This is a genomic window from Siminovitchia sp. FSL W7-1587, assembly GCF_037963795.1.
Taxonomy (GTDB): Bacteria; Bacillota; Bacilli; order Bacillales; family Bacillaceae_C; genus Siminovitchia; species Siminovitchia thermophila.
This window is the reverse complement of the sequence record NZ_CP150169.1, coordinates 4200457-4222496: the sequence shown is the minus strand read 5'-3', so window position 1 is coordinate 4222496 and position 22040 is coordinate 4200457. Positions and strand designations below refer to the sequence as shown.

23 protein-coding genes are annotated in these 22040 nt (G+C 42.6%); 2 read left to right on the top strand and 21 right to left on the bottom strand.

All coding sequences use genetic code 11. From position 1 onward, the window contains the following. Window positions 1-11 precede the first annotated feature (11 nt). The 4 genes from yhbY to NST31_RS19775 are packed head-to-tail and all read right to left on the bottom strand — an operon-like array spanning window position 12 to window position 2788. Window positions 12-305, bottom strand: coding sequence for a ribosome assembly RNA-binding protein YhbY (gene yhbY, locus NST31_RS19790; RefSeq protein ID WP_077110598.1), 294 nt, complete (start codon window positions 303-305; stop codon window positions 12-14). Between the two features lies 1 nt (window position 306). Continuing rightward, window positions 307-1140 (bottom strand): shikimate dehydrogenase, encoded by an 834-nt coding sequence (aroE, locus tag NST31_RS19785; RefSeq protein WP_339165624.1) that lies wholly within the window; start codon window positions 1138-1140, stop codon window positions 307-309. Between the two features lie 23 nt (window positions 1141-1163). Then, window positions 1164-2285, bottom strand: coding sequence for a ribosome biogenesis GTPase YqeH (gene yqeH / locus NST31_RS19780; protein WP_339162798.1), 1122 nt, complete (start codon window positions 2283-2285; stop codon window positions 1164-1166). Further along, on the bottom strand, window positions 2267-2788 hold the full coding sequence (locus tag NST31_RS19775) for a YqeG family HAD IIIA-type phosphatase (RefSeq protein WP_077110595.1): 522 nt from the start codon (window positions 2786-2788) through the stop codon (window positions 2267-2269). Before NST31_RS19775 ends, yqeH begins: the two co-directional genes overlap by 19 nt. Before the next feature lie 335 nt (window positions 2789-3123). Between NST31_RS19775 and NST31_RS19770 the strand changes: the two genes are divergently transcribed. Then, window positions 3124-3264, top strand: a complete 141-nt coding sequence (locus NST31_RS19770) for a sporulation histidine kinase inhibitor Sda (RefSeq protein ID WP_077110593.1) — start codon at window positions 3124-3126, stop codon at window positions 3262-3264. A gap of 36 nt (window positions 3265-3300) precedes the next feature. On the opposite strand, the gene NST31_RS19765 is transcribed toward NST31_RS19770, so the two are convergent. Beyond that, window positions 3301-4095, bottom strand: a complete 795-nt coding sequence (locus NST31_RS19765; RefSeq protein ID WP_077110591.1) for a phosphatidylserine decarboxylase — start codon at window positions 4093-4095, stop codon at window positions 3301-3303. Window positions 4096-4193: 98 nt separating this feature from the next. On the opposite strand from NST31_RS19765, the gene pssA reads away from it, so the two are divergent. Next, window positions 4194-4733, top strand: a complete 540-nt coding sequence (pssA, locus tag NST31_RS19760; RefSeq protein WP_077110589.1) for a CDP-diacylglycerol--serine O-phosphatidyltransferase — start codon at window positions 4194-4196, stop codon at window positions 4731-4733. A gap of 46 nt (window positions 4734-4779) precedes the next feature. On the opposite strand, the gene NST31_RS19755 is transcribed toward pssA, so the two are convergent. From NST31_RS19755 to NST31_RS19680, 16 genes are all read right to left on the bottom strand, one after another. Next, complete coding sequence (locus NST31_RS19755; RefSeq protein WP_171973849.1) at window positions 4780-4938, bottom strand: hypothetical protein; 159 nt, start codon at window positions 4936-4938, stop codon at window positions 4780-4782. A gap of 21 nt (window positions 4939-4959) precedes the next feature. Beyond that, window positions 4960-5694, bottom strand: coding sequence for an RNA polymerase sporulation sigma factor SigK (gene sigK, locus NST31_RS19750; protein ID WP_205179871.1), 735 nt, complete (start codon window positions 5692-5694; stop codon window positions 4960-4962). Window positions 5695-6904: 1210 nt separating this feature from the next. After that, entirely contained in the window at window positions 6905-7597 is a 693-nt protein-coding gene (gene mtnN, locus NST31_RS19745; protein ID WP_077110585.1) for a 5'-methylthioadenosine/S-adenosylhomocysteine nucleosidase, read from the bottom strand. A gap of 22 nt (window positions 7598-7619) precedes the next feature. Beyond that, complete coding sequence (locus NST31_RS19740) at window positions 7620-8255, bottom strand: YrrS family protein (RefSeq protein ID WP_077110583.1); 636 nt, start codon at window positions 8253-8255, stop codon at window positions 7620-7622. Between the two features lie 62 nt (window positions 8256-8317). Further along, a complete protein-coding gene (locus NST31_RS19735; protein ID WP_077110581.1) occupies window positions 8318-10081 on the bottom strand; it encodes a penicillin-binding transpeptidase domain-containing protein in 1764 nt (587 codons plus the stop codon). Between the two features lie 174 nt (window positions 10082-10255). Then, on the bottom strand, window positions 10256-10732 hold the full coding sequence (greA, locus tag NST31_RS19730; RefSeq protein ID WP_077110579.1) for a transcription elongation factor GreA: 477 nt from the start codon (window positions 10730-10732) through the stop codon (window positions 10256-10258). Between the two features lie 181 nt (window positions 10733-10913). Continuing rightward, the gene (locus tag NST31_RS19725; RefSeq protein ID WP_077110577.1) at window positions 10914-11549 is read right to left on the bottom strand and encodes an O-methyltransferase; all 636 of its coding nucleotides are present in this window, start codon (window positions 11547-11549) and stop codon (window positions 10914-10916) included. Between the two features lie 12 nt (window positions 11550-11561). Then, a complete protein-coding gene (gene mltG / locus NST31_RS19720; RefSeq protein WP_205179938.1) occupies window positions 11562-12668 on the bottom strand; it encodes an endolytic transglycosylase MltG in 1107 nt (368 codons plus the stop codon). A gap of 698 nt (window positions 12669-13366) precedes the next feature. Continuing rightward, window positions 13367-13651, bottom strand: a complete 285-nt coding sequence (locus NST31_RS19715; RefSeq protein WP_077110575.1) for a DUF1292 domain-containing protein — start codon at window positions 13649-13651, stop codon at window positions 13367-13369. 5 nt (window positions 13652-13656) lie between these two features. Beyond that, entirely contained in the window at window positions 13657-14082 is a 426-nt protein-coding gene (gene ruvX / locus NST31_RS19710) for a Holliday junction resolvase RuvX (RefSeq protein ID WP_077110573.1), read from the bottom strand. Next, entirely contained in the window at window positions 14083-14352 is a 270-nt protein-coding gene (locus NST31_RS19705) for an IreB family regulatory phosphoprotein (protein WP_077110572.1), read from the bottom strand. Between the two features lie 71 nt (window positions 14353-14423). Then, window positions 14424-17051, bottom strand: coding sequence for an alanine--tRNA ligase (gene alaS, locus NST31_RS19700; RefSeq protein WP_339162790.1), 2628 nt, complete (start codon window positions 17049-17051; stop codon window positions 14424-14426). Window positions 17052-17377: 326 nt separating this feature from the next. Beyond that, window positions 17378-18448, bottom strand: a complete 1071-nt coding sequence (locus NST31_RS19695) for an AI-2E family transporter (protein WP_077110568.1) — start codon at window positions 18446-18448, stop codon at window positions 17378-17380. 456 nt (window positions 18449-18904) lie between these two features. Next, window positions 18905-19093: a hypothetical protein gene (locus NST31_RS19690; protein ID WP_339162787.1), complete on the bottom strand. Its 189-nt coding sequence runs from the start codon at window positions 19091-19093 to the stop codon at window positions 18905-18907. Beyond that, window positions 19053-19583, bottom strand: a complete 531-nt coding sequence (locus tag NST31_RS19685; protein ID WP_339162784.1) for a PRC-barrel domain-containing protein — start codon at window positions 19581-19583, stop codon at window positions 19053-19055. The genes NST31_RS19690 and NST31_RS19685 overlap by 41 nt, the downstream gene beginning before the upstream one ends. A 39-nt stretch (window positions 19584-19622) precedes the next feature. Continuing rightward, the gene (locus NST31_RS19680) at window positions 19623-22019 is read right to left on the bottom strand and encodes an ATP-dependent RecD-like DNA helicase (RefSeq protein WP_077110562.1); all 2397 of its coding nucleotides are present in this window, start codon (window positions 22017-22019) and stop codon (window positions 19623-19625) included. Window positions 22020-22040 lie beyond the last annotated feature (21 nt).

Below are 22040 nucleotides of genomic sequence, written 5' to 3'. Positions count from 1 at the left end.
ACCTTTGCCAATTAAACCGGTAGTTCTATCGTTTTATGTTCTTTCGATTCTTTATATAAAATGATGACATTTCCAATCACTTGAACAAGCGTGGCATCGGTTCCCTTGACAATAGCTGCCGCCACCGTTTCTTTGTTTTCTTCACAATTTTGCAAAACGCTGACTTTAAGCAATTCGCGGGCTTCCAATGCTTCACTTATTTGTTTGACCATATTCTCATTGACGCCACCTTTTCCAACCTGGAAAATAGGCTGAAGGTGGTGTGCCTTTGATCGTAAAAACCTCTTTTGTTTTCCTGTTAACATATTATCCTCCTATATGTGCCGTTACAACTTCGGTCATCCGCTGGACATCCGGTGTGATGCCTGTCCATTTTTCAAAAGCGAGCACTCCTTGATGGACGAGCATCCCAACCCCATTTTGCGTCTTTGCCCCTTTTAGGGCTGCCTGTTTTAAAAATTCCGTTTGGCCCGGGTTATAAATAATGTCGGAAACAAATGCACCCGCATTTAACCTGTCAAGCGAAACAGGGCTTTTACCTTCGGTTGAAGCCATCCCGATCGAGGTCGTCTGAATAACGAAAGAGTAGTTTCCCATTTCCTCTTCCGCTTCTGCCAAGGTCAGCGCGCGGGAGTTTGTATCACTTGAGCTCGAATCAATCATTGCTTCCGCTTTTTCAACCGTCCTGTTGCATATATCAATATGCTTGACACCGACCGAAAGCAGCGAAAAGTAAATAGCCTGTGCCGCTCCCCCGGCCCCGATCACAAGTGCCGATTCTCCAGCCAAATCTTCTTTCCAATCCATTTGCAACGCTCTGACAAAGCCCATGCCGTCCGTGTTATACCCGACAAATTTCTCGCCTTTTCGCACAACCGTATTAACAGCCCCGATTTTTTGCGCGAGCGGGTCTATTTCATCAAGCAACGGCATGACCGCCAACTTATGGGGAACTGTTACATTGAATCCTTGAACACCCATTACTTTCATTCCCTTGATGGCCACCGCCAAATCTTCTTTGGCAATCCGAAAAGGATGATAATAAGCATGGATCCGCAATTTCTCAAATTCCTGATTATGCATTTGCGGCGATAATGATTGATGAACCGGATCTCCGATAATCCCATATAATTTCTTCAACATCCATTCCTTCCTCTCCCGACTTAAATGAGCGCTTTTCGAAGCATGACGCCAACGCCTTTTGGAGCGTATGCGGCGACAAACGCTCCTTCGTTGACAGTGACCCAGCCAAGGCCCGAAAACACGATATCCATTTTTTCTTCTTTGATTTTATATTCATGACGAATAAGCTCAGGAAAGTTATCTAATGTTTCCTTTCCCGGCGGCTGCAACATTCCCCCAGCATGAACCTTATGCAAATGATCCGCTTTTTCAAGTTTTGTGCGGTGAATGTCTATGCTGTTCGCCAAATAACAGACAATTGGCCGTCGTCCGCCCTTCAAATAATCAAGGCGGGCAAGTCCCCCAAAGAAAAGGGTCTGTTGTTCATTTAATTGATAAACACGCGCCTTAATTTCTTTTTTGGGCGTAATGGTCTTTAAATCTTCTTTACTGATAAAGTGGGCCATTTGATGGTCATTTATGATACCCGGTGTATCGACGAGATGCTTGCCGTCGTCCAGTGGAATCTTGATCATGTCCAAGGTAGTACCAGGAATTGGCGAGGTAGTAATCACGTTTTCTTGTCCCGCCGTTTCTTGAATAATGCGGTTAATAAAAGTCGATTTTCCTACATTGGTACATCCGACAACGTATACGTCTTTCCCATTCCGCAATTGCTCTATTCGTTCTATTGCTTCCCTGACTTGAAATCCTTTTTCCGAACTGACAAGCAGAACATCAATCGGATTCAGCCCCATTTCCTTCGCCTCTTTTTTCAACCATGATGCCAGCTTCCCTTTATTTGTTGATTTCGGCAGCAAATCAACTTTGTTTCCGATAAGGATGACCGGGTTATTTCCGACAAATCTCTGCAGCCCCGGCAGCCAGCTTCCATTTACATCAAAAATGTCTATAATGTTTACAATTAAACTGTCCGTTCTGCCTAGTTCGTGCAATATTTGCAGAAAATCATCATCATTTAGTGAAACATCTTGGACCTCGTTATAATGTCTTAACCTGAAACATCTTTGACAGATGATTTCTTCCTTTTCCAATGCGGAACGGGGCGTATAGCCCAATTTTCCGGGTTCCGCCGTCTGGATGGCTGCTCCGCAGCCTATGCAATGTAATTCACTGCTATGATTCACATTTCTTCCTCCCATTGAATCAGCCCTTTTCGCTTAAGATTCGCCATGATTTTTCTTTCAATCATTCTGTTGAAGCGGGTAAAAAATCCATCAGACTGGGCTACCGGAACGACCAAAATCGTATAAAAACCCGCGCGGTTTCCTCCGAATACATCCGTCAATAGCTGGTCTCCCACGATGACTGTTTCTTCTTTGGATAACCCCATTTCTCTTGCAGCCTTTCTAAATCCCGAGCCCAATGGCTTTCTTGCTCTATGTATAAACGGTATATCGAGCGGCTCCGAAAAAGCCCTCACACGATCCTGATTATTATTCGAGACAATTGTTATTTTCATGTTATGCCTTTTCATCTCTTCCAGCCAGTCCACAAGCCTCGCTGTTGCGTTTGGGCGGTCCCATTCAACAAGCGTATTATCAAGATCCGTAATAATTCCTTTTATACCTTGCTCTTTCAGCTTTTCTGGCTGTAAATGAAATATACTTTTTAAATATTCGTTTGGTAAAAATAGTTTTAACAAATCCGTGCACCTCGTTACATCTTTTCATATGTTCATCATATATAATCTTTGTGTATCTTTCAAAATTTAACAAACGGAAAAATAGTAATGAAACTTTTCGACAAATAGATACAACCTTCAAACTGTGGGTAACTTTATAAACAGAATGAAAGCATCTTTGACAAGGTTACGATCTTTTATAAACAAATTAACAACAACTTATCCACCACTGATTGTGGATAAAGGAACGCTTGTTCCAGCGTCTTTTATTTGTTAAAGTGAATATAACATACAATTTACCAGCGTATTCCATAAATAACAACTTTAGAACTTGAATTCCTCTGGGAGGTGGAGTGGTGAAAAAGTTGTCAGATGAACTATTGATCGAAACGTATTTTAAAGCAAAAAAGTTAAACTTAAATCGTGATTTTATTACGCTGATGGAAACAGAAATCAAGCGGCGCTCCTTGGCTTCGCAAATAAAAATATCATGTTGAAACCCTTCAAAGGTTTAAGCACCTGTTTTCAGGTGCTTAATTATTATGAGCCGAATAAATTTGTCCAATCGGAGCCCCCATTTTCAGCTCGGATGCCGGTTTGATGTCATCACTCAATGTAAAGCGGTTTTTTTCAAACAGCAAGATAACCGTCGATCCAAACGAAAAATAAGCTACTTCCTCCCCCTTTTGCCAAATTTTGTTGTTATTTGTAACCACCACTGAATTGATGAACATGGCGCCTACTTTTATTATGGCGACCGTCCCACCTTCCGTCGTCATTTCTGTAATGACCCGATAATTTTTCGATAATGCCGACTTGCCGTATTTTAACCCAAGCCGGTTTACCGGATAAGATTTGCTTCCTCTCGAATAAACGGACTCCACTTTGCCATTCACCGGACTGTGTATGCGGTGATAGTGGGAAGGACTCAAGTAAATGATCATGAAAGTGCCGCCAGTAAACTTTTCTGCTTTCTCTTGGCTCCCAAGTATTTCGGCAACGGAATATGTTTTATCCTTTACCACCATCTCCTTCGTTGGATGAATAAGTCCGACTTCCTCCAACACACCATCAACGGGACTTGTTACGATGTCACGCCTCTCGTCAATTGGACGTACAGTCTCTTTAAGCTTCCTTGTGAAAAAAGCATGCAAATTCGGGTATTGGCCAATATCTCCTGCTATTTCTTCATGATTAATCCGGTAAACCCTCGCATATGATTTTATGAATGGCCGGCTTAACCGGGAACATGAAAACTTTTTAAGTGCATTAGAAGTCAACGGCCCGTTTGACAACTCAATAAAAAACCGATAAAGTCGCGCACGCAACAAAAATACCTCCAGACAAAAAAATTCTCCTTAACTTTCCGTTCTAGAAATCATATAATGATATAATAAAAAGGCTTATGAAAAAAGGAGGAATCAACTTGTTTTTATTTGAAGTCCTCGATCATACCATAAAGAAGTTAAAATCCCAAACTGCCAACTTACTTTCCCTGGTTAACTTAGGACTTGGGGGATTTGCCATTATCGCCGGCATAAACGGCCAACTCCACTTAAGCCTTGTATTCATCTTTATCGCCGCTTTAGCCGACCGTTTTGATGGAATGGCTGCCAGAAAGCTGCAAATTGAATCGGAGCTGGGAAAACAACTCGATTCAATGAGTGATATTATTTCGTTTGGTGTTGCTCCCGCCTTGTTATTATACCAAGGAATTTTACATTTGTTTGGTTTTCCGGGTGTATTTTTTACGGTACTTTACATTGGATGCGGCGCATTCCGCCTTGCAAGATTTAACTTAACCGAGAACAACGGCTACTTTACGGGGTTGCCCATTACTGCTGCGGGCTGCCTGTTGACATTAAGCTTTTTAGCCGCTCCCTACTTGCCGCCTTCGGCATTCTTGTTTATCACTCTTTTACTATCTCTGCTTATGGTCAGTACATTTACTTGGAAAAAAATCTAAAAAGCCAGCTGCGCATAATAAGGCGCAACTGGCTTTTTAGCATGCGTTATCCGTTTTTTTGCTCCGGCGGCTTCCCGCCTTTAGACGAGGGAGCTGTCCTTATATGCAAATCCTCAAATACGCCTCCCCCTTCATAAATCATCCGTTCCACTTCCAACTGATATTCGCTGCAATGATCGTTATTGGGATGATTTGTAATCATCATCACCCTTTCTCTCGTCATTACTTATGAATCATCTTTCTTTTTACTCCGATTCATTTTATCTTTTTCTGCCCGGTAAAATTCGTGAAACATTTTCATCAATGCTCTTTTTTCTATCCGAGATACATAACTCCTGGATATCCCCAGTTCTTTTGCTATCTCCCTTTGCGTCCGCTCCTTCTCCAGATTTAAACCAAAGCGCCCAATAATAACTTCTCTCTCCCTGTCATCCAAAACATCGATATATGCTTTTACCTTTTCAAGCTCCATATTTAACTGTATCGTTTCAAAAATGTCTTCAGCGTCAGACTTTAACACATCCATTAAGGAAATTTCATTTCCCTCTTTGTCTTGGCCAATGGGGTCATGGAGCGATACATCTTTTCTTGTTTTTTTCAACGCCCGTAGATGCATTAGAATCTCATTCTCAATACAGCGCGCTGCATAGGTTGCCAATTTTGTTCCTTTACCGGTGGAATAGCTTTCAATTGCCTTGATTAAGCCGATTGTACCGATTGAGATCAAGTCCTCAGAGTCTTCCCCTGTATTTTCAAATTTTTTGACGATATGGGCGACAAGCCGCAGATTATGCTCTATTAGTATGTTTCGCGCTTCTTCATCTCCTTCTGCCATTTTTTTTAAATATTTTTTTTCTTCTTCAGGAGAAAGCGGCTGAGGAAATGCATTATTTTTTACGTACGACACTAAAAAGATAAGTTCTTTCCATAACAGACCGATTGCCGTCAAGATTCCCGACAATTCCTCACCCCCATTTTTTAAGCCTTACATGAAGTATATGTGTAAAAATGGGGACACTTGCTTGTCTTTGCAAAATAGGATTGAAGGCAAGATTCAATCCATTTACAACATTAGATGCAAAAAATTTGACTCATTACAATACGATTTGAAGGGATGGGCAATCGTCAACCCTTTGGGGATATTTGGCAAGCTAAACTGGTTCTGAGGCATCATGAACTCCCTTTGGTGGCTTTCTATGGGGCCATTCGAGATTGCAGCATTTAAAGGCTTCTCTCCCCATGTTCACGATCGTATTCCAAATATTGATGATCGGTTCTACGGTCTCTTTTCGAGGATGAAGCATCATATATCAAGCTTATCGAGCCAACCACCACACCGGATTCTCTCCATGTTCACCATCGTATTCCAAATGTTGATGATCGGTTCTACGGTCTCTTTTCGAGGATGAAGCATCATATATCAAGCTTATCGAGCCAACCACCACACCGGATTCTCCCCATGTTCACGATCGTATTCCAAATGTTGATGATCGGTTCTACGGTCTCTTTTCGAGGATGAAGCATCATATATCAAGCTTATCGAGCCAACCACCACACCGGATTCTCTCCATGTTCACCATCGTATTCCAAATATTGATGATCGGTTCTACGGCCTCTTTTCGAGGATGAGGCATCATATACTAAAGCTTATTATCGAGCCATTCACACCGGATTCTCTCCATGTTCACGATCGTATTCCAAATATTGATGATCGGTTCTACGGCCTCTTTTCGAGGATGAGGCATCATATACTAAAGCTTATTATCGAGCCATTCACACCGGATTCTCTCCATGTTCACGATCGTATTCCAAATATTGATGATCGGTTCTACGGCCTCTTTTCGAGGATGAGGCATCATATACTAAAGCTTATTATCGAGCCATTCACACCGGATTCTCTCCATGTTCACCACCGCATTTCAAATGTTGATGATCTTTTCTTCAAAAAGTTCTTCGAGATTAAGGCATCATATACCAAGCTTATTGAGCCATTCACCGGGTTTTCTTCCCAGGTTCGGCACCAACACCAACTTGGATAATATTTATCGAATCGGCAAGCATCATGAGTTATCTGAATAACCTTCCATTTTGGCCGCTATACTTATTTGGTTTCTCCCGAAAGAGAAAATAAAAAACGGGGCGACCCCTTTGGATCAAACCCCATTTCCTTTTTACAAAAGCTTGATCATTTCAATGACGAGTGCAGCGGAATTGGCCGATGCTCTTTCAATGAATTGATCAAAAGATATTTCAGATTTTTTTCCAGCGATGTCAGACAGTGACCGGATGATTACAAACGGCGTGTTAAATAGGAAAGCCGCTTGTGCTATGGCGGCGCCTTCCATTTCAACCGCCTGCAGATTTGGGAATTTCCCCCGGACAAATTCTACCTTTTCCGGGTCGCTCATGAACGAGTCTCCGGTTGCGACCAGCCCTTGTTCCGTAGTTATTCCCGTTATTTTTTTTGATGCTTTTAGGGCCGCTTCCATTAAAGCCGGATCAGCTTTAAAAGCAGCAGGCATTCGCGGCACCTGTCCATACTCATAACCGAAGGCGGTAGCATCCACATCATGGTGGCGCACTTCGTTTGATATGACCAGGTCTCCGATGTTTAAGTTCGGATTGTATCCTCCAGCAGACCCTGTATTAATGACTGCATCAGGCTTATATTTTTCTAATAAAATGGCAGCTGACATGGCTGCATTTACTTTTCCAATTCCCGACTTTAACAAGACGGCCTCTTTTCCCGCCAGCAGGCCTTCCGTAAATTCGAAACCGCCGATCACATCCGTTTTTGCATTGTCCACTTTTTTTCGCAATAAGGCAACTTCCTCTTCCATTGCCCCGATGATTCCTATTTTCATGGAAATATACTCCCGTCTGTCCTTATTTCTTATCGTTTTGTATTAATTTTTTTACTTCAGTCGGCTTCCAGCCTTCACCATCAACCCACTCAATCAAGACCCTGTATGTATCCGCACTGCCCTTGGCTGACACTGTGGCGATAGCCTGATTTTGCCTGTCAGCTCCACCTTCAATCCACCAAAGAATCATGTTGTCTTGCGGAATGTTAACAGCGTAGGAAACTGCATTCAACTTCTCGTTCCAATCCACTGTACCTTTGTTAAACGATGGCTGATGGCCATTGGCCTGTTCTGTCCCGACCGGTTCCCAACTCGGGTCAACGATGACCTTTTCTACGTTTGGTTCATCACTTTCTTTTTCAATTATTTCTTCGGATTCCTCTTCAGGATCTTCCTCGGGTTCTTCTTCTGTCGCTTCATTTTCTTCTGCAGGTTCATTTTTTTTATCACTGTTCTTTTGCTTAGCTGTATTTTTCGAGTCTGGCGGATTAGAAGCAACATCCGGTTCATTCGGGTTGTCCCCGCCGAAAAAAATTCTCCCGCCCACAATTAGAATAAGAATTATTACGATCGCGATAAGCGTATTTAAAATGATGTTTGTCTTTCTTCTCTTCGCCCTGAGTTCAGAGCGTGAACGTTGATTAAAGTCAACCGGCATGGTATCCCTCCGTTTCTCGTTGACAATATCATATCATGACCGGAGTTATACGTGAATTATTTTTATTGGGTTGAAAGATTAGAGTGAGCTTTATTCTCCTCGTAAACCATCGAAACGATATCACCAAATAGCATATTGATCCCCCCTTCATCTGAAGGGACATCCAAATTGACAACCACAAGGGCATATTTCGGGTTATTAAATGGAAAATAGCCCGCAAACCATTTGTGATGCAACTGCTCGCCATCTTTCTCCCTGGCAGTTTCAGCGGTTCCGCTTTTACCCGCCACCTCATAAGCCAGAGTTTGGAATACATTCCCCGTTCCGTTTTGTGCTGTTACAACCTTTCTTAAAAGCTGTTGTAATTGCATGGCAGTATAAGGGGACAGTTCTCTACCTTTTAATTTTTTTTCAGCAAATGTGGCCATCACCGTTCCATTTCCATATTGGATTTCGGAAGCAGTCTTAACGGCCATTTTTTGACCTCCACGGGCGATTGTCGCCATCATGTTTGCCACCGAAACGGGTGTTAAGCGAACCTCCTGCTGGCCAATACCAGTTTGAAAAACATAATTGCGATCACGTCTACTCTCCTCATTTGCGAAAACTCTTCCATTGTCATGGTCAAATTGTCGAAAATGTTCCATCTGAAAAAGTTGGTCTTCCCAAGAAACAGAACCAATGGCACCCATTTTTTCGGCATACTCCTCTAATTTTTCGGGATCTTCTTTAACCAATTTCCATGCCAGTTCCGCAAATGTAATATTGCAGCTTTGAGCAAAACTGTCCTCAAAATTCAAGTTGCCCAGTTGTCTGCTTGCGGCTTCCCCTCTGAGTCCCGCATTGCAATTATATAGTTCTTCCTTGTTAACAAGCCCTTCTTCTATCGCAGCGGCCGCTACGACTGTTTTAAATACTGATCCAGGGATAAGCTGCTTAAACATCCAGTTCACCGAGCCTTCATCAGAAAAAGGGGTTTTACGATCAATATGTGGCCGCGAAGCCGCCGCTAAAACTTCATTCGTCTGGACATCGAGCAAAATGGCTCCGCCTTTTTTAATATGGTGCAAATCAAGCAAGTCTTCTATCTTTTCCTGATATGGGCGACGAATCGTTGTTTTCACTTGCAAAGGGTAAAAAGGGTTTCCGTCTCCCGTATATTTTACTTGAATTCCGAATAATGGGTGGCCAATCCCGTCCACATGATAGACAAGTTTTGATTCACGCTCGGGAAGTAAAAATTCATCAAACTGTTTCTGTAAGCCGGTCAAACCAAGCTTTACATTCGATCTATCTTTTTTAGGGTAACGTTCTTGGAACATTTCCTCATTTTCACCGTAAATGCCAATCAACTGGGCAGCCAGCGGTTTTTCAGCAGGGAATTTTTTTTCTACGGCAAAAACACCCGGCACATCCAAACGCTCAATTTGTTCTGTTTGCTTTCCCGTCAGAATGTACGGCTGTTCCAATCCGGCCACAAACGGCTCTTCCGCATATTCCACCTGCTTTTGAAGTTCTGCTTGGGGAATATTTAAAATTTGGGCCAATTCCCCGCTTTTCCAATCAAGTGTTTTAATGAAAGGGAATAGTACGAGAACGGTTTTCTTTTCAAACGAGAGCGGGCTTCCTTCCGAATCCAAGAATTGCCCCCGTCCATCATCAAGCACAAGCTCCAACGTCCTCTGTTTTACGCTTTCCCTGATCAGGTTAACACGATGCTTTGAAAAATGTTCCGTTTGAAATAATTGTATTTGCATAAGCCTTCCCAGTAAAACCGCAAACATAAAAAATATGGCCATCACAATGACTAGAATCCGCTTTTTCATGGTACAGCACCTCATCCCCATTGTTGCCGCGGAATCCATGTGATAACCGTTGAATCTGAAAACTTTGCAGGTACCAACCCTTTAGACACAAGGTGCGATTGCCGACCAGAAGTTCACCAAGCATTTCAATGAAAAAAAACACGGCCGCCATTTTTTTAGCTGCCGTGCATTCCATTATTTGATCGAGATGATTCGAACCCGCATTTCACCACCCGGTGTTTGAACGGTTACTTCATCATTGACCTTTTGCCCGATTAAGCTCTTGGCAATCGGAGAGTCATTGGAAATTTTCCCTTCAAATGGATCCGCTTCCGCGCTGCCCACAATGGTATACGTCTCTTCATCACCATCGGGAAGTTCAATAAACGTTACCGTTTTTCCAAGCGTTACTTGATCTGAATTCAACTCATCATCTTCAATAATTTTCGCGTTGCGGATCATGTTCTCCAACGTGGTAATCCGCCCCTCGACAAACGCTTGCTCTTCTTTTGCCGAATCATACTCCGAGTTTTCGGATAGATCCCCGAAACTTCTGGCGACCTTAATCCGTTCAACGACTTCTTTTCGTCTCACAGATTTTAAATATTCAAGTTCTTTTTCAAGTTTCTCTTTTCCGTCCTTTGTCATTGGAAATACTTTTTCCGTTGCCATATCCCTCACTCCTTATTCTTCTCATTTCCCTTTTATAACCGGGAAATTGTCCTTTTAATACATGACAGCGCGCCAAATGAATGGCGCGCCTTCGTTTCCTGCCAATTTATATTATATTATCTATGCTATCGTAATATAAAAATGATTTTTGTTCAAGGAAATATCATCCTGTTTCCTGGATTCAAATTTTTTTACTGACTGCAAGCCCGTCGCCAATCGGAATAATGGTCGTTATAAAGTCTGTTTTATCCATTATCGACTGATTATATTCCTTTAATTTTTTTACGATTCCTTCTAGTCGCTTATTTTCAACATGGTCATTTGCAACGAGTCCTTTGAATAAAACGTTGTCTGAATACACACAACCGTCATTTGTCAGCAACGTGCTATACATGTTAAAAAAATTCATATATTGGCCCTTCGCCGCATCAATAAAAATGGCGTCAAAAGGGGCATATGACGCCACCTCATCAACCAAATCCAACGCATTTCCCTTGAGCAACGTGATTCTGTTTTCCATGCCAGCAAGACGAATATTTGCTAGAGCTTCCTCTGCCCGCTGCTCATCGAGTTCAATTGTGACAATACTTGTATCAGGCAGGGCGTAAGCCATTCTTAAAGCGGAATAACCGATGGCCGTTCCTATTTCCAAAATTCGTTCCGGATTTTGAATCCTCATAAATTGAAGCATCACATGAAGAGACATTAATTCCATGATCGGAACATTGTTTTTTTCTGCAATGCGTTCCATTTTCCGTAAAAGCTCATTTCTGGGCGGAAGAAAAGATTCCACATATTGATGGACGACTTCATTCATGGAAAAACCCCCTTAATCTCTTTTTTCCGTAATATACTTCGCCTTCAGCTTATTGTGCTCCTCCAATGTCTTGGAATAATGAACTTCCCCTGTGCCATATTCCGCCAAGAAATAAAGATATTGGCTTTCGGCGGGGTTCAATGCCGCTTTAATGGAAGCTTCTCCCGCATTGGCGATCGGACCGGGTGGGAGGCCTTTCACCTTGTATGTATTATACGGAGAATCGACCTCCAAATCTTTGTACATCGTTCTTTCTTTATGCTCGCCCAATGCATATAAAACAGTCGGGTCGGTTTGCAGAGGCATATCCTTTTGAATGCGATTATAAAATACGCTGGAAATAAGGTGGCGATCGGCTTTTTCTGTTGCCTCTTTTTCAATTAAAGAAGCCAGGGTAAGCAATTTGTGAACGTCCATCTTTTTTTCTTTCATTTGTTCATCATATTTGGTTACTACTTCGTATGTTTTTTGGATCATCGGATCAATGATAGATTCCAATGGCGGGTTTTCTTCATAATAAGAATAGGTCGCAGGAAACAAATATCCTTCCAGCGGATGTTTTATATTTTTATTCAACAGACTGTCAGTCAGAAGATCCGGATACTTTTCCTGTAACTGTTTAATCGTTTCTTGATCATCCAGTTTCTCCATGATCTCTTTCTTTGTGTAGTCGGTATGCTTTTCGATCGATTCGGCAATTTGCTCCAGTTGGTACCCTTCCGGGACAGCTATTTTAAAAATGGCCTCCCGGGCCAATGTCCCTGTTTGCAGTGTTTGAGCTATCTCACTCAGTGTCATAGATGGCGCCATGTCGTAAACACCCGCTTGAAAACCGGCAACATTATTCAATTTGACATAATATTTAAAGACGGTGGCATTTTTTATAATGCCTTTTTCCTTGAGCGTCTGTCCAATTGTGGATGTTGACGATCCTATGGGAACCTCAATTTTGACCGTTTTATTGTTTTCCGGATCAACCGGTTTTAAGGCTGATTTTATATAAATGATGCCTCCCAGAATGGTTACTGTCATCAAAATAACGGTAATAAGAGCGATAATAGCCACTATTTTTCTAATAATAATCGCCTCACTTTTTCTTTCTAGCAGATTTTCTCTCATCAATTCCGCCTTTTTTTCTTTATCGAGCTTGGTTCCTTCTTTTCTCACGACGGGAATCCCCTCCCGGTATTCTGTTTTTATACGTTTTCTATTATACAATAACTTTGTTATTTTTCACTCTTATCATCTAGTTGGATAAAAAATGCCAAGCCGGCAAAACATGAACAAATGGCGAAGGCGGCTTTCAGACATCCAGCAAAGCAGCTTGACTCTCATCACATATCGTGAGCACAATCTTTACATGCACTTCTCGGAGCGTTCCTGATAGTGAGTTTATTCGATGGGCAAACATCATTAATAGCTTTACCTGTTCCCTGCCTGCGATGAGGGCTCTTTTATTGTGCTAAAGCAATTGAACAGTATCTCCTGGTTGCCATGCAGGTTTACAGCGACGTTCTTGAAAAAATTTGCGCCTCTCCTTTGTACGATCATTTACTGTGGGGGTCACATTGGACAGGCGATTCACCATAGGGACGTACTCTCCGGAGGCAGACTCAACCCGCGACATTCTCGAAAAAGCTTGCACCTTTTCTTTGTACGATCATTTACTGTTAAAGCCCTACTGGTCAGATGATTCACCTACATATGGGTATACTGTCTTTCGAAGCTGGATTTCGTCACATCCTAATTGCCTCATTATATGATAAAAATGAATAAAACCGATCCCTTTAACGGGATCGGTTTGTTATAGATAACACTCACTCTTCCTCTTCAGCAAGAAAAGTGTTTAGCATTTCTTCGATCATATCCCATTCTTCTTCTGTTTCAATGGGCTGCAGGCTTCCTTCTTCGCCTTCTTCATTTGGAACAAAAGCGGAAGCATGAATTTCAATTTCCTCGGTTTCGTTCTCTTCAGTATCTACCGGAAAATACAGCACATATGACTTGTTAAATTCATCAGAGTCAAATGTAAATAGAATTTCATGCAATTCTTCATTTCCTTGTTCATCTACGACAGTAAAATATTTTTCATCATTTTCCATTTTTTTCACCTCATTATTTGTTGGCTGTCCAAGAAATTTTGCAGGATCATGGTTGCGGCCATTTTATCAATCACTTTTTTCCTCTTCTTTCTGCTTACGTCCGCTTCAAGCAAAACTCTTTCGGCGGCCATCGTACTCAGGCGCTCATCCCAAAGGATTACAGGCAGTTGAAATTTTTCGGCGAGAAGATCAGCATAGGCTTTGGTTGCCTCACCACGAGGACCAATTGTGTTATTCATATTTTTTGGCAGGCCCACGATGATTTTCTCAACACCGTATTCTTTAATAATTTCACCAATCCGCTTAAATCCAAACATGTTTTTTTCTTCATTGATCGATATTGTTTCAACTCCCTGGGCAGTCCATCCCATTTCGTCACTAATGGCCACGCCAACTGTCTTGGAGCCAACATCGAGGCCCATCACTCGCATTTATTTTCCCTCACGATGTTGTGTTAAATACGACTTGACCAGCTCTTCAATGATCTCGTCACGTTCCAATTTTCTCATAATATTCCGAGCATCCTGATGCCTGGGGATATAGGCCGGATCCCCGGAAAGCAAGTATCCGACGATTTGGTTAATTGGATTGTAACCTTTCTCCTGAAGCGCCCCGTACACATGGAGCAAAACACCTTTGACATCATGGTCCATTGGATCCTCTTGAAAATTAAACCTCATCGTTTCGTCAAAAGAGCCCATTTTACAACACCTCTCTCATGCGGCCGTTCATGAAATGACCTGTCTTCATTGTACATGATTTCGACTTGGAATCAAATGGATTTTATCCAATCCGTGACAAAAGATAAGGCCTCATCCAATTGACCGGGGTTTTTGCCTCCAGCTTGAGCCATATCGGGACGGCCGCCGCCTCCACCGCCGCAACGTGAAGCGACTTCTTTGACAAGTTTCCCCGCATGATATTTTTTTGTCAAATCTTTTGTAACGGCGGCAACGATATTTACTTTATCATTTTGTGCAGATCCGAGTACAACAATACCTGAACCAAGCTGTTGTTTCAAATCGTCTGCCATACTTCTTAACGCGTTCATATCTGCGCCTTGAACTTTGCTGGCGATCACTTGTATGCCATTCACTTCGACTGCCTTGTCCAACAAGCTTCCCGCTTCCAAATGGGCCAATTTATCTGTAAGAGATTCATTTTCCCGCTGAAGCTCCTTAAGGTCATTTAACAGGATTTGGGTTCTTTCGACAGCATTGCCCGGCTTCGTTTTCAGCATGTCGGCAATCATCCGAAGCTTTTGTATCTGCCCGTTCATGTAACGGTAGGCATGTTCACCTGTAACGGCTTCTATTCTCCTGATACCTGCGCCAATGCCGCTTTCAACAACGATTTTAAAGAGCCCGATTTCGGCTGTATTCGATACGTGACAGCCGCCGCATAATTCCAGGCTTTCTCCCGCCTGCACAACCCGGACCGTATCTCCGTATTTTTCTCCAAAAAGAGCCATTGCTCCCATCTTCTTCGCTTCTTCCAGACTTTTATATGAAATATGAACAGGGTCATTTGTCCAAATGTTTTCATTCACTAGCGTTTCAACTTTTTCAAGTTCCTCTTCCGTAACGGCTCCAAAATGCGAGAAGTCAAAGCGTAGGCGGTCAGGTCCCACATAAGATCCCGCCTGATTGACATGTTTGCCTAGGACATCTTTCAATGCCTTATGCAACAGATGGGTGGCGGTATGATTTTTAATCACTTGCCGTCTCATCTGCTCATCAATGACAGCCAGCACTTCCAAGCCTTTTTGAAGCGTTCCTTCTTCTATGACACCGGTATGAAGATGTTGTCCGTTTGGCGCTTTTTTGACCTCCGATACTTTTACTTTCAGGCCTTCTCCGACGACTATTCCTTCATCGGCAATTTGTCCGCCGCTTTCCGCATAAAATGGTGTTTTTGTTAAAATAAATTGTACAGTTTCCCCCGGACGAGCTTCCTCTACAAGTTCGCCTTCTTTTACAATTGCTTCAACGTTCGTATTCACTTGAAGCGTATCGTAGCCGACAAACTCGCTTGCTACCTTCAGTTTTCCAAGAACTCCTGATTGAACTTGCATGGATTCTGCTTCCTGACGGGCTGAACGGGCCCTTTCCCTTTGCTCAGCCATTGCCTTTTCAAACCCTTCATGGTCCACCTTCATTTTCTCTTCTTCTGCATACTCTTCCGTTAGTTCCACTGGAAATCCGTAAGTGTCATATAATCTAAACACTTCTTCTCCCGGTATCGTGTCTTTTCCTTCCGCTTTTGCTCTTTGAATGAGTGAGGAAAATATCTCCAATCCTTCGTTTAAGGTTTCGTGGAAGCGTTCCTCCTCGTTCTGGATGACGCGTTGAATGAACTCCGTATTTTGTAACACATCCGGATAATAATCTTTCATGATGTCGCCGACAATGGGTACGAGCTTGTACATAAAAGGCTTATCAATATTGATTTCCTTTCCATATCGGACTGCCCTTCGGAGCAGCCTTCTCAACACATATCCCCTTCCCTCATTTGAAGGAAGCGCGCCATCGGAAACAGCAAAAACAACTGTTCTGACATGGTCCGAAATGACTTTAAAAGCGGTGTCCTTATCTTTTTCCTTCCCATACGCCTGTCCGGATAGCTTTTCAGTTTCCTGAATAATTGGGATAAATAAGTCTGTATCAAAGTTGGTCGGCACATTTTGAACAACGGACGCGATGCGCTCCAAGCCCATCCCCGTATCAATATTTTTTTTCGGAAGCGGTGTATAGGTGCCATCAGGGTTGTGGTTGAATTGGGAAAAAACCAAATTCCAAATCTCCAGATAGCGCTCATTCTCCCCTCCTGGATATAATTCAGGATCATTTGGATCATCTCCATATTCTGGTCCACGGTCATAAAAAATCTCAGAGTTCGGACCGCTTGGTCCTTCTCCAATATCCCAGAAGTTTTCTTTCAAGCGAATGATCCTTTCCTTTGGAAGTCCGACATGTTTGTTCCAAATCTCAAAAGCCTCATCATCTTCCGGGTGAATGGTCACTGACAATTTTTCATCTTCAAAACCGATCCATTTTTCACTCGTTAAAAATTCCCAGGCCCATTCGATCGCTTCTTTTTTAAAGTAATCGCCAATCGAGAAGTTCCCCAGCATTTCAAAAAAGGTGTGATGTCTGGCTGTTTTTCCGACATTTTCAATATCATTCGTTCGAATGGACTTTTGGGCATTGACAATTCGCGGATTTTCGGGGATTTCCCTGCCATCAAAATATTTTTTCAGTGTGGCTACCCCACTATTAATCCACAGTAAAGAAGGATCATCGTGGGGGATAAGTGAAGCGCTAGGCTCCACTTTATGCCCTTTCTCTTGGAAAAAATCAAGGAACATTTGTCTTATTTGCGACCCAGTCAACGTTTTCATGTTAATACCTCCAAAATTTTCATAAAAAATAAAAAAACTTCTCCCCATACAGGGGCGAAGCTTCGTCACGGTACCACCCTGATTATCAAACCAATTCACTTGTTTGACATCTCTTGGTACCTTAACGCGGTTTACGGCAGTGATTAGCTGCTCTCAGGATTGGCTCATTGTCGCCCTTCATCTGGAATTTCTTTCAGCCTCGGAAATTCCTCTCTTACGCAGATTTCAACCTGCTCAGATGGTCAGCAACAAGAATGGATCCCTCATTGATTTTTCATTTTGATTGTTACAGAAATTATAGAGAATGGAAGATCGATTTGTCAATTCTAAGTTGATCTTGAATGGATAAGATAATCGCGGGTATGAATGATCGCCACTTTTAACACGGCCAACAACGGCACAGCAAGAAGCATACCCCATAGCCCGCCCGCTTCACCGCCGATAATGAGCGCGGCAATAATAAAAAGTGGATGAATATTGATTGATTTACCAACAATATACGGCGATAAAACATTCCCCTCCAAGAATTGCAGCAACATGACGATTCCCAAGGCAAACGCCGCTTGTTTGATTGATGACATGAGTGCAATGGCCAAGACGGGCACCGCTCCGATCACTGCTCCAAAATAGGGAATAATGTTTGTAAAAGCAATGATTAAACCGAGCATAATGGGATAATCAAGGCCTATCAACCAAAACAGGAGACTGGAAATGATCCCAAGGATAAAACAGACAAGCAATTGTCCGCGTATATATCCTCCAAGTGACACATTTACCGCCGACAAAAATACCTGGGCATTATTCCGCCACTTCTTAGGAGTCATATACCATGCCGCTTTTTTGACAAGTTCCAAATCTTTCAGAAAATAAAACGAAATAAAAGGAATCACAGCCAAAACGATCACGTAGTTGACGAGGCCCACAACCGAGGAAATGGCCTTCTCCATAAATTGGCCAATCCAAACTTCAAAGCTGTCCACCCGCTCCATTAATTCACTTTTCATCCCGTCAGGCCAACGCGAGGTTGAAGCATCCAACTCTCTGATTAAGCTTTTATAGTAATCCACAAGCTCGGGCACATGTTCGGAAAAGTGTCGCATCTGTCCTATTAATACCGGAATTCCCAAATAAAGGCCATAGCCGATCCCCCCAAAAAATAAAATATAGATGAAGCTAATGGCCACAGCCCGGTTCATTCCAAGGAGCTCCAGTTTCCCGACTATCGGATAAAGCAAATAAGCAATAAATCCCCCGGCCACAAAAGGGAGCATCCCAATACACAACACGGTCAGCAAAGGCTTCCACAGCGGTTTGATGAGCAGGAAAAAATAAAGCAGAACAAAGATGATCAAGATGATGCCGAATTGGTATAATAAGCGAGTTCTTGGTTCCCTCAACGAATGTCCCTCCCTAATAATAGTTTTTCGACTTTGGCCAATTCTAACCATCATGTCGAAAAAAGGAGGAAGGATAAGGAAAGCCGGAGCGGACAAACTTAAAAAAGAACAAGATTATTGCGAGGAGCCGTCCCAGGCACCTTCATTCTTTTAAAGCATTGCGGCATGGTCAAGGAGCAACTTTATCTTTAGAATATGCTTCAAGCTGGTGGCCCGTCCACACTAGAATCATTACACCGTTTTTCTTCATGTGGATGAAACAGGGACTGGGACATAAACAAATACGAAATAGCAAAAAATTATTTGTGTTAAAAATCCCTCTCAACTTAGCCCTCCTAGCTAGTAGGCAAGCTGATTTGGCAATACCATATCCCTTTTCCGACCTCCTGGCCACTGATCCCATTCACAACACCATAAGTTATGTAACGAAAAGAAGGCTGCCGTTTTCGGCAGCCTCTAAATCAACTTTCGTTGCTGTTCATCGAACAAATCATCTAAAGAACTTAAAGATCCGTCTTCTTCCACCTGGTGAGTATATATTATTTGCTTTCCAATGGACAGCTCGATGAAACAGTTCCAGCAATAATACTGGTTCACACCAATTTTACCCAGGTCCTTGCTCTGGCAGTTTGGACATTTCATCATGGGCTTTTCCACCTCGTCGATTTTTTACCGACACGATCATGGCGTCCTTTCCGATTTTTGGAGGATGTGCTGTGCGAATGACACGCTTTCCCTCTGTAATATCCGAAAAAAAACCATCTGTCAGTTCGTATCCAACGATTGTGCCCACTTCTTCCATAAAATATACATCATCCAGAAGACCAAGTTTGTCACCTTGCTGGGATAAGGTATTTTTTTTGGCTAATGGCTGATTATGGTGCATCGTATATTCATCATGGAGTTCATAATATTTCACCAGGCTGTTTTTACTGTCGATCATGACCCCGTCATTGCCAAACGACGTAACAGATTGGATGGGAAGCCGGTACTTTTTTCCGATCAAACCTTTGCCAAGCAGCAAAAGATCTGTTACCAATCCGTCTTCTCCGATACAAATGTCGCAAACTTCCCCTATCAGCTCCCCGCCATTGTCAAACACCGGCTTTCCTTTTAACAAAGAAAATGTTCGCAAAGTAAACCCGCCTTTCCGAACATTTATATTGTCTGCCGATTAAAGAAAATCATAAGGCGTAACATTTTCCATGCCGATCATGGGATCAACCATAAAAAGCTTCTCTTCAAAAGACAAGTCCGCTTGTTCTATTGTTTTATCTTTATCCACCGGCAAGCTGGCGGAAGCCGCCAATTTTTCATACAAAGTCGTTTGTCTCTTCTGATCATCCACCCTCGAAATGCCCATGCGAAAAGCTTCTTCCTCTCCGCACAAAATCAGAAATTCTTTGCTTCGGGTAATCGCTGTATATAATAAATTCCTTCGCAGCATGCGATAATAACTTTTGACGACAGGAAGGATGACAATGGGAAATTCGCTTCCTTGCGATTTATGGATGGAACAGCAAAAAGCATGGGTGATTTGATTAAAGTCCTGGCGATAATACGTGACTTCTGTTCCTTCAAAAGAAACGATCATCATATCCTGCTTCTCTACGTTTTCTCTTGCGTATAAAATCGAAATAATTTCCCCGATATCTCCGTTGAACACATTTTTCTCCGGTTGATTAACAAGTTGAAGCACCTTGTCGCCAATCCGGTATGAAACATCCCCAAATGTGACTTCTTTTCGTTTATTGCCGCTTCCTTTCGGATTAAGGACATTTTGCAAAATTTTGTTCAAATGGTCAATCCCAGCAGGTCCGCGGTACATTGGTGCGAGCACTTGAATATCTTTGGCCGCATAACCTTTTCTGACTGCGCTCCGAACAACTTTTTCGACAACCTCACTAATTTGAGTTCCTTGGCATTTGATAAAAGAACGGTCTGCCTGCGGTTCAGTGATCTTCTCCGGAATGTTTCCCTTTTTGATCGTATGGGCCAGTTCAATAATCGAGGAGCCGTCGGCTTGCCGATAAATGTCAGTAAGCTCCACTGTCGGAATGATGTTAGACTTCAATAAGTCCGTAAGAACTTGTCCCGGCCCGACGGACGGAAGCTGATCCTCATCTCCCACAAGGATGACTTGAATATCTTCCGGAAGTGCTTTAAAAAGTTGATGGGCAAGCCATGTGTCGACCATGGACATTTCATCAATGATGACGATTTTTCCTTCTATTTCCCGATCCCCGTCAGCATCCATATTTTCCTGCCCAGTCATACCGAGAAGACGGTGAATTGTTACGGCAGGAAGCCCGGTTGATTCTGCCATTCTTTTGGCGGCTCGTCCTGTCGGGGCGGCTAATACGAACGGAAAGGGTTGGTCTTTATAAGCGTGTATATCAAGCGAACACCCATGAAGCTCGGCATATAATTCCACAATCCCTTTTATGACCGTTGTTTTTCCCGTACCAGGTCCCCCGGTTAATATCATAAGCGGACTTGTCAGCGCCGTTTGAATAGCCTCTTTTTGAGATGGCGCATACTGGATGCCCAGTCTGTCCTCCAACTTGCCCAACGCCATTAAAAATTCCGACTCCGGAAATTGTTCCGCATACTGATTTTGCTCAAGCAAGCGTTCGATATTTGTTATGATCCCTCTTTCGGAAAAATAAAGGGAAGGAATATATACCCGCTTTTCTTCACCAATGATTTTCCCTTCTTCTTCAAGCTGTATGAAGCACTGGCTAATCATGTCATATGGAATTTCCACGGGTTGGCTGTCTTCCAATAGCTTCTTAACCTTTATCAGAAGCTCTTCCGCCTCTAAATAAACATGGCCGTTTTGCAGACAATCTTGCTCTAACGCATAAAGACACGCGGCCTTAATCCGGTCGGGGTGGACTCCATCAATGCCTATTTGCATCCCGAGTTCATCCGCCCGGCCAAACCCGATCCCCTCCACATCTGCAATCAATTGATACGGATTTGTCTCAATAATGTCCAGTGCATTTTCTTTATATGCTTGGTAAATTTTCATGGACAACTGTGGTCCAAAACCATGTTGATTGAGCCCGATCATAATTTGTTCCAATTCTTGATGTTCCAGGAGAGCGTCGTACAAATCTTTAGCCGTATCAGAAGCCAATCTCGGGATGGTTTCCAGTACGGACGGTTCTGCCAAAATGCGGCTAATTGCGTTTTCGCCAAGTGTTTCAACGATACGTTCGGCCGTTTTTTTACCGATCCCTTTAAAAAGGTCGCTTGAAAGATAGGCAACAAGTCCTTGCTTTGTTTGCGGAATTTCCTTTTTAAAATGCTTTGCATGAAACTGAAGACCAAATTTAGGGTGTTCTTTTAGGTTACCGTAAAAAAGATATGTCTCCTGTTCATGAATTTTAGGGAAATAACCCGTCACAACGGCTTCTTTTTCTTCATATGCGACGTTTGTTTCTTCCACCCGAATTCTGATAACGGAATAAAAGTTCGCCTCATTATGGAAAATAGTGACTAAATGGCGCCCCTTTATAAAATGTTCTTCATCCGTCCTTAAATCGAGAGAATTCTGTTGGTTCATGGCGATCTCCCTTTCGTTCAA

Excerpts from the sequence above, each read along its gene's own strand:
- yhbY (WP_077110598.1), bottom strand. The coding sequence starts at position 305 with ATGTTAACAGGAAAACAAAAGAGGTTTTTACGATCAAAGGCACACCAC.
- yqeH (WP_339162798.1), bottom strand. The coding sequence starts at position 2,285 with ATGGGAGGAAGAAATGTGAATCATAGCAGTGAATTACATTGCATAGGC.
- NST31_RS19755 (WP_171973849.1), bottom strand. The coding sequence starts at position 4,938 with ATGATGATTACAAATCATCCCAATAACGATCATTGCAGCGAATATCAG.
- mtnN (WP_077110585.1), bottom strand. The coding sequence starts at position 7,597 with ATGAAAATAGGAATCATCGGGGCAATGGAAGAGGAAGTTGCCTTATTG.
- NST31_RS19740 (WP_077110583.1), bottom strand. The coding sequence starts at position 8,255 with ATGCCGGTTGACTTTAATCAACGTTCACGCTCTGAACTCAGGGCGAAG.
- NST31_RS19735 (WP_077110581.1), bottom strand. The coding sequence starts at position 10,081 with ATGAAAAAGCGGATTCTAGTCATTGTGATGGCCATATTTTTTATGTTT.
- greA (WP_077110579.1), bottom strand. The coding sequence starts at position 10,732 with ATGGCAACGGAAAAAGTATTTCCAATGACAAAGGACGGAAAAGAGAAA.
- NST31_RS19725 (WP_077110577.1), bottom strand. The coding sequence starts at position 11,549 with ATGAATGAAGTCGTCCATCAATATGTGGAATCTTTTCTTCCGCCCAGA.
- mltG (WP_205179938.1), bottom strand. The coding sequence starts at position 12,668 with ATGAGAGAAAATCTGCTAGAAAGAAAAAGTGAGGCGATTATTATTAGA.
- NST31_RS19715 (WP_077110575.1), bottom strand. The coding sequence starts at position 13,651 with ATGGAAAATGATGAAAAATATTTTACTGTCGTAGATGAACAAGGAAAT.
- ruvX (WP_077110573.1), bottom strand. The coding sequence starts at position 14,082 with ATGCGAGTGATGGGCCTCGATGTTGGCTCCAAGACAGTTGGCGTGGCC.
- NST31_RS19705 (WP_077110572.1), bottom strand. The coding sequence starts at position 14,352 with ATGGGCTCTTTTGACGAAACGATGAGGTTTAATTTTCAAGAGGATCCA.
- alaS (WP_339162790.1), bottom strand. The coding sequence starts at position 17,051 with ATGAAAACGTTGACTGGGTCGCAAATAAGACAAATGTTCCTTGATTTT.
- NST31_RS19690 (WP_339162787.1), bottom strand. The coding sequence starts at position 19,093 with ATGATGAAATGTCCAAACTGCCAGAGCAAGGACCTGGGTAAAATTGGT.
- NST31_RS19680 (WP_077110562.1), bottom strand. The coding sequence starts at position 22,019 with ATGAACCAACAGAATTCTCTCGATTTAAGGACGGATGAAGAACATTTT.